The sequence below is a fragment of the Mycobacterium sp. genome (assembly GCF_049683355.1).
Taxonomy (GTDB): Bacteria; Actinomycetota; Actinomycetes; order Mycobacteriales; family Mycobacteriaceae; genus Mycobacterium.
Genome location: NZ_JBAUJB010000146.1, coordinates 1 through 6,383 on the forward strand (window position 1 = coordinate 1; position 6,383 = coordinate 6,383).

6 protein-coding genes and 1 pseudogene are annotated in these 6,383 nt (G+C 67.6%); 2 read left to right on the forward strand and 5 right to left on the reverse strand.

Going from position 1 to position 6,383, the window contains the following annotated elements; genetic code table 11:
* Positions 1-2,659: FAD-dependent oxidoreductase (locus WA944_RS09145; RefSeq protein ID WP_526646771.1), on the forward strand; the 2,659-nt coding region annotated here is incomplete at its 5' end.
* Here WA944_RS09145 and WA944_RS09150 read toward each other — a convergent pair.
* The 4 genes from WA944_RS09150 to WA944_RS09165 form a co-directional block, all read right to left on the reverse strand.
* Entirely contained in the window at positions 2,640-3,257 is a 618-nt protein-coding gene (locus WA944_RS09150) for an FHA domain-containing protein (protein WP_526646773.1), read from the reverse strand. The two genes, WA944_RS09145 and WA944_RS09150, sit on opposite strands and share 20 nt — an antisense overlap.
* 39 nt (positions 3,258-3,296) lie before the next feature.
* Positions 3,297-3,527 (reverse strand): hypothetical protein, encoded by a 231-nt coding sequence (locus tag WA944_RS09155; RefSeq protein ID WP_526646775.1) that lies wholly within the window; start codon positions 3,525-3,527, stop codon positions 3,297-3,299.
* A 201-nt stretch (positions 3,528-3,728) separates the two neighbouring features.
* Positions 3,729-4,055, reverse strand: coding sequence for a hypothetical protein (locus WA944_RS09160; protein ID WP_526646777.1), 327 nt, complete (start codon positions 4,053-4,055; stop codon positions 3,729-3,731).
* A 122-nt stretch (positions 4,056-4,177) separates the two neighbouring features.
* Positions 4,178-5,128, reverse strand: coding sequence for an FHA domain-containing protein (locus WA944_RS09165; protein ID WP_526646779.1), 951 nt, complete (start codon positions 5,126-5,128; stop codon positions 4,178-4,180).
* 71 nt (positions 5,129-5,199) lie between these two features.
* On the opposite strand from WA944_RS09165, the pseudogene WA944_RS09170 reads away from it, so the two are divergent.
* A pseudogene (locus WA944_RS09170) lies at positions 5,200-6,080 on the forward strand (Ppx/GppA family phosphatase); the annotation flags it as partial.
* 66 nt (positions 6,081-6,146) lie between these two features.
* Here WA944_RS09170 and WA944_RS09175 read toward each other — a convergent pair.
* A partial coding sequence (locus WA944_RS09175) for a transposase (protein WP_526646781.1) occupies positions 6,147-6,383 on the reverse strand: 237 nt, incomplete at its 5' end.

A 6,383-nucleotide genomic window follows, 5' to 3' on the forward strand; every position in this document is an offset into this window, starting at 1 on the left:
GCTTGGTATCGACCGGACCGGCGTGCGGAACCTGTTCCCCGACTACACGGAGTTACCCACGAGGGTGCCGGTACCCGTGTGGCGGGTGATCCGGGTCGGCAGCGTCGCGGTGCTGCTGGCCCTCATCGTCACCATGTTCGTGCGCCCGCACGCCGGCCTGTTCATCTTCTTCGGTGTCATCGTGCCGCTCTGGCCGGGCCTGTTCCTGATCGCCCCAGGGCTGTGGCGCAACGTCTGTCCACTGGCGGCCTCGAACCAGCTACCCCGGGTGCTGGGCTTCGGTCGCAGGATCAACCCGCCGGGCTGGTTGCGCAACCGGGGTTATCTGATCGCGATCACGCTGTTCTTCGGCATCGCCGGGGCGCGGCTGGCCGGGTTGGACGACAGCGGCCCCGCGATGGGTAGCGTGCTCGCCGCTGCGGTCGCACTGGCATTCATCGGCGGCTGGGTGTTCAAGGGCAAGAGCGGCTGGTGCTCGAGCATCTGTCCGCTGCTGCCGCTGCAGCGCGCCTACGGGCAGACGCCGTTCGTGACGGTGCCGAACGCCCACTGCCCGACGTGCGTCGGATGCGCCAAGAACTGCTATGACTTCAAGCCACGGGCGGCGTATCAGGCCGATATGGCGGACCCCGATCCGGGCTGGAGCGCGCCGCGAAAGCTGTTCGTCGCCGCGCTGCCGGGCTTCGTGCTCGGCTTCTTCACGCTCAGCGGCCAGGTGGGCACGACGATTCCCCAAAGGTATCTGCTGCTAGGACTTTTCGTCCTCGTGAGCGTGGGGTTGTTCTTTGCGGTCGAAGCCACGACACCGCTGAGTCCGGCGATGGTCGCGGTGACCTTCGCCGCGATCGCCCTCAATATCTTCTACTGGTTCGCCGGACCCGTCCTCGTCACGTCGTTGGCGGAGGTCGCCGGCCTGGAGGCGCTCTGGCTGGGCTGGGTGATCAGTGCGACGGTGGCCGGTGTGACGGTGTTGTGGGTGGCACGCACCAGGGTCAGCGAACTGCAATTCGCACTGACCACCGGCGCGCGGACCGAACCGGTACTGCTGCGGGCGCCGGGCACGCGCGCGGCCGGGCAGGCCACCGGGGGTGTCGGCGCGCGGGTGTGTTTCGAACCGGACGGCGCGACGGTCGCCATCGATGCGGGAATGAGCTTGCTGGACGCAGCCGAGAAGGGCGGGCAACCCCTCGAGGCGGGCTGCCGCATGGGCGTGTGCGGGGCCGACCCGGTCGAAGTGCTCGACGGTATGTCCCAGCTGTCGCCGCTGGAGCAGGACGAGGTGAAAACCCTGCAGCGGCTGGGCCTTTCAAAGTCCACCCGGATGGCGTGTTGCGCCCGGATCACGGCAGGCACCGTGAAGGTGTCGTTGACCCCCGAACCCGGTGTCGGCGACGACGCGACGCCGACTCGCTACGACCGGTCGATCGTCAGCGTGGTGGTCATCGGCAACGGCATCGCCGGAGTCACCGCGGCGGACTTCATCCGTCGAGGTCATCCCGATTGCGAGATACACGTCGTGGGGCGGGAGCCGCACGCGCTCTACAACAGGATGGGCATCTCCCGGCTGGTGTACGGCCGATCAGCGATGCAAGGTCTGTACCTGCTGCCTGAAAAGTGGTACGACGAGCACGGCGTCACGGCGTGGCTGAACACCCATGCCGCCCGGATCGACCTACCTTGGCGCCGCGTCGTTCTCGGCACCGGGGAGACGCTGCCCTACGATCGCCTCATTCTGGCGATGGGTGCGAGCGCGTGGGTTCCCGCACTCGACGGCCTGGATTGTCCTGGCAGCTTCGTGCTGCGAGAAGCGGGCGACGCCATCGGTATTCGGGCTTACACGCAGCACCGCGGCTGCCGTCGGGCGGTGGTGGCCGGTGGCGGCCTGCTCGGCCTGGAAGCCGCCTACTCGCTGCACCGGCTGGGCCTGCGGGTCACCGTGCTCGAGCGGGGCGAACGGCTGCTGGCCAAGCAGATCGACGCGCGGTGTTCGGAGCTAGTCGCCCAGCACTTCGCCAGGGCGGGCATCGAGATACTTCGCAAGGCCGAGACGGCGCGGGTGCTCGGATCGCCCGCGGTGACCGGGGCGCTGCTCAAGGACGGTCGGACCGTGCCATGCGATGTGTTCCTTGCCGCGGTCGGAATCCGCCCGAACATCGAGCTGGCTCGCGACGCGGGCATCCCGGTCAATCGCGGTGTGTTGGTCGACGACCGGATGCAGACGCCGATCCCCGGCGTGTATGCCGCCGGCGACGTCGCCGAGCACGGCGGACAGGTATTCGGACTGTGGCCGATCGCGACTGAGCAAGCAGAGGCGGCCGCAGTCAATGCACTCGGCGGCGAAAGGGTGCTGGCCGCCGAGACACCGGCGACGATCTTGAAAGGCGTTGATCTGGAACTGTTCTCGATTGGGAGGATGACGACAGCGCCAACCGACGAAGTCATTGTGGTCGACCGGCCCGCGGCCGGGTCGTACCGGCGGCTGGTGGTGTCCGGTGGTGGGCATGTGGTGGGCGCTACCGTCCTCGGCCACCATCCCGGCGACGTCGCTGCGGCCCGTCAGGCGGTACGCAACCGGCTACCGGTCACCGCCGATGCGCTGGCTGCGCTGCGGGCAGGTGACTGGAGCGCGTTGAAGCAAGTCACAGGTCCCGGTCTGTGACCACTCCACTGAGCATGACGCGTTCGACCAGCCGGGCTCGCTTGTTGTGCAGGGTGTTTCCGTCCAAACCGAATTTGGTGAACAGGGCCCGCAGATGGGTCTTCACCGTTTCGACGCTCACGTACAGTTCGTCGGCGATCTGCTGATTCGATGCCGGGACGGCGTAGGGGGAGCCGCCCTTGCACGGCCGGCAGAGCGCTAGGAGCACTCTTAGCTGCGCCTCGGTGAGGGAACTGCGGGTGGGAATCTCGCCCGCCACGCTCGTCGTGTTCTGGGCTGGGCGGGTGCCGTCACGATAGGTGAAGATGCATTCGCCGATGCGGATCTTGTCGCCGGGGTGCAACGGGCGTCGGCCGTTGAGCCGCTCACCGTTGACGAAGGTGCCGTTGCGGGACAACCCGTCGTCAATCACCGTCCAGTGGGTGTCCACCCATTCGATGATCGCGTGCAGGCGCGACACGCTGCTGTCGGCCAGCAGAGGGATAGTGGCGTCAGGCGATCGACCGATGACGATCCGCGCGGCCGTGTCGAGACTGTGCTCACGCGCGTAGCCGTGCTCGTCGGTGAACTGCAGAGCGGGGCTGGGCCCAAGGCTCATGACTGCCTCACGGCTACTCAGTCTAGGCGTCGGTCTCGGTCAGCCGTTGGCGATCCAGTCGTCGGTATGCATGACCGCGCCGCTGGGTGGAAGTGGGGCCGGCCGCGGGGTGATTGCCATCACGCTCACGATGCCTGGCTTGACCGCGACGGTGTGCATGGTCGGTGCCGATCCATCCTGCGTGTCGGCGACCGCGACACCCGATGCGCTGAGGATCGCGCCTGCGGCGACGATCCCGATCATGGTTGCGCGGGCGAGTGTGTGCAACATGGTGAACTCCTCGAATTCTTGCTCATACACCCGGTTGGGCACGTACCAAGCTTCGCAGCTGTGCTGAGCGCAACACATCGCTCGAGCAGGGGATTCGCACGGCCCGTGGGTGTGGTTGCCTTCACTCGGTCGGGGGAGGCGGGAGAAGGGCGGGAGAAGACCGCCTCACGCCGGCTCGACGTGAGGCGGTGTGGGGGCGACTCAGTTCCCCGCACGGATCTCCAGCTCCACCTCGTGACCGCCACCGAGAACGGCCGGCGGCACCGCGGTGAGGGGGATCGAGAGCTCGCATCCCTTGGGCACGCCGGGAATCTGGATCGCGTCATCGGCGACGTGGAAGCCGGGCGGGCAGTAGGTCAGGTCGCGGGGGTGCTGGAACACGGCGACCGACGGCGGCAGGTCGTCGTCCATGTAATCGCCGTCAACGACCGGGCCATGGGTGTGCGCGAATGCGGTTGCGGGCGCGCCGAGAAGTGCGCCCAGGGCGAACAGGCCAATGGCAGCTGAACGCGCGAGTGTGTGAAACATGTCGAACTCCTTGTGTTCTGGCGAAGCTGTGCGCGGTTGCGTACACAAGAATGATCACCGCGACGTGTTCGGCGATCCATCGCCCTTCGGGGTGTTCGCGCGCCTCCTGCAGGGGATTGAGCTCATCCCTGGGTGTGATAGGTCAGGATCTGTTCGCCGACCCGCAGGCTCCACTCCGGCTCGAGTTCTGTCGGCCCCGTGCCGATTAGGGTCCAATCGGGCGCCCCCGGTGCGGCAATGAATGTGCCGGCCGGAGTAGAGGCATCGCGCACGAATACAGTAGAACCCCCGATGGTCACGTAGGCGTGCACTCGCGAGACGTGCTGGTCGTGATGGACGACGATCGGCGTGGCCACCGCCCCGCGCACGGCATCGTCGCGCAGGGGGTCACGGCCGATGACGTAGTTGCGGTCCAACGGGTATACCGCGCCGTCCTCAGTGCCCAGATAGCCGGCGACGGGGGCCTGTGCCGACGTTTCCGCCGCAGGCGTTCGCCCTGACGCGATACCGATCGACGGCTGGGTGCGTACGGTAGTTTCCTGAACCGGAATCGACTGTGCCACAGTATTTTCAATCCGTTCCGGGGCTTCGCGCGGCGCGGTCGTCGAGTGAAGGATGAATCCACCGCCGGGCACCACGCCCGCGCGCAGGTCCGTGTGCGGGCACGCCGACAGGCCCGCTGCGGTCACATCGGCGACCGTGATCGACCGGACCGGGTGACGAACGACTTCGTCGACCCAGGTGAAGGCGCGCTCGCCGGACAGCCGGTGAGTGTCTGTCGCGGTGGCGATCTCGGCGGACACCCGCTGGCGTACCAGCACCATCAGTCCGTCGTCGGTCGCCGCGACGACGCCGAAGGGCGGCGCGCCGATGCCGTCGGCGCCAAGGACGACGGTGGCCAGCAGATGCGCGAGCGCCGCTCCGGGGTTCGCGGAATCCGCAACCGCGTCAATGGCTGCCAGCAGCGGATCCGGCGGAACGTCGGTGTCGGCGATGTACATCACGGCTTCGCCGACGCGGGCGACGAGGCCGTGGCCACAGGCGATGCTCAGCGTGTACGGCTCGAGGTCCAACGGGCACCGTCCGTGGTGAGCATGCTTGATGCGCTCACAAACTCCCACGGTAGACCCATTAGGTTGGTTGGGTGCGATTAGGCGTGCTCGACGTGGGCAGCAACACCGTTCACCTGCTGGTGGTGGATGCGCGCCGCGGCGGGCACCCGACCCCGATGAGTTCCACCAAGGCGTCGCTACGGCTGGCGGAGGCCATCGACCATTCGGGAAAGCTCACCCGCCGGGGCGCAGACAAGCTGATCGGCACCATCGACGAGTTCGCCAAGATCGCCACCAGCTCCGGATGTTCGGAGTTGATGGCGTTCGCGACCTCCGCGGTGCGCGTGCGAAGAACTCCGAGGACGTGCTGGCCCGGGTGAAGTCGGAGACGGGTGTGGCGCTGCGCGTGCTCACCGGCGTCGACGAGTCCCGGCTGACGTTCCTGGCGGTGCGCCGGTGGTACGGCTGGAGCGCCGGCCGCATCATCAACATCGACATCGGCGGCGGCTCGCTGGAATTGTCCAGCGGCGTCGACGAGGAGCCCGACGTCGCGATGTCGCTGCCGCTCGGTGCGGGCCGGATGACGCGGGAGTGGCTGCCGGAGGATCCGCCCGGCCGGCGGCGGGTCGCGATGCTGCGCGACTGGCTGGCCAACGAGCTGTCGGAGGCCGGAACGGTGATCTCGGAGGCCGGCAGTCCCGATCTGGCCGTCGCGACATCGAAGACGTTCCGCTCGCTGGCCCGGTTGACCGGCGCCGCGCCGTCGGGGGCCGGGCCACGGGTCAAGAGAACGCTGACGGCGGCCGGTCTTCGGCAACTCATAAATTTCATCTCTAGGATGACCGCGTCTGACCGTGCGGAACTGGAAGGGGTGAGCGCCGATCGGGCCCCACAGATCGTCGCGGGCGCTCTGGTGGCGGAAGCCAGCATGAAGGCTCTCGGTATCGAGAGTGTCGACATTTGCCCCTGGGCGCGCGAGGTGCCTCGCATCCATATCGATCTTGCCTTCCACATCGGGCAAGCCTTCCGCACCACGCGCTCAAAATAGGTGAGGCACCACCGCCGGCCACGCGCTCAAACTCAGTGAGGCACGCCGCAGGCTGGCCTGTCGGCGCTCGTCGGCGATATATTCCACCGTGCCGGCGTCCAGATCGGAGACCACGGTGATGTAGTCCTGTCCTTTCCCGGCCGCCTTCTCATCGACCCCGACGTGGGCCGGTACGTTCAGCGGTTTGGCGGCCAGGCCGCGGGCCACGGCACGGTCCATCAGGTGCCA

Bases quoted from the DNA above. Each gene is read 5' to 3' on its own strand.
- WA944_RS09150 (WP_526646773.1), bottom strand. From the start codon at position 3,257: ATGAGCCTTGGGCCCAGCCCCGCTCTGCAGTTCACCGACGAGCACGGC.
- WA944_RS09155 (WP_526646775.1), bottom strand. From the start codon at position 3,527: ATGTTGCACACACTCGCCCGCGCAACCATGATCGGGATCGTCGCCGCA.
- WA944_RS09160 (WP_526646777.1), bottom strand. From the start codon at position 4,055: ATGTTTCACACACTCGCGCGTTCAGCTGCCATTGGCCTGTTCGCCCTG.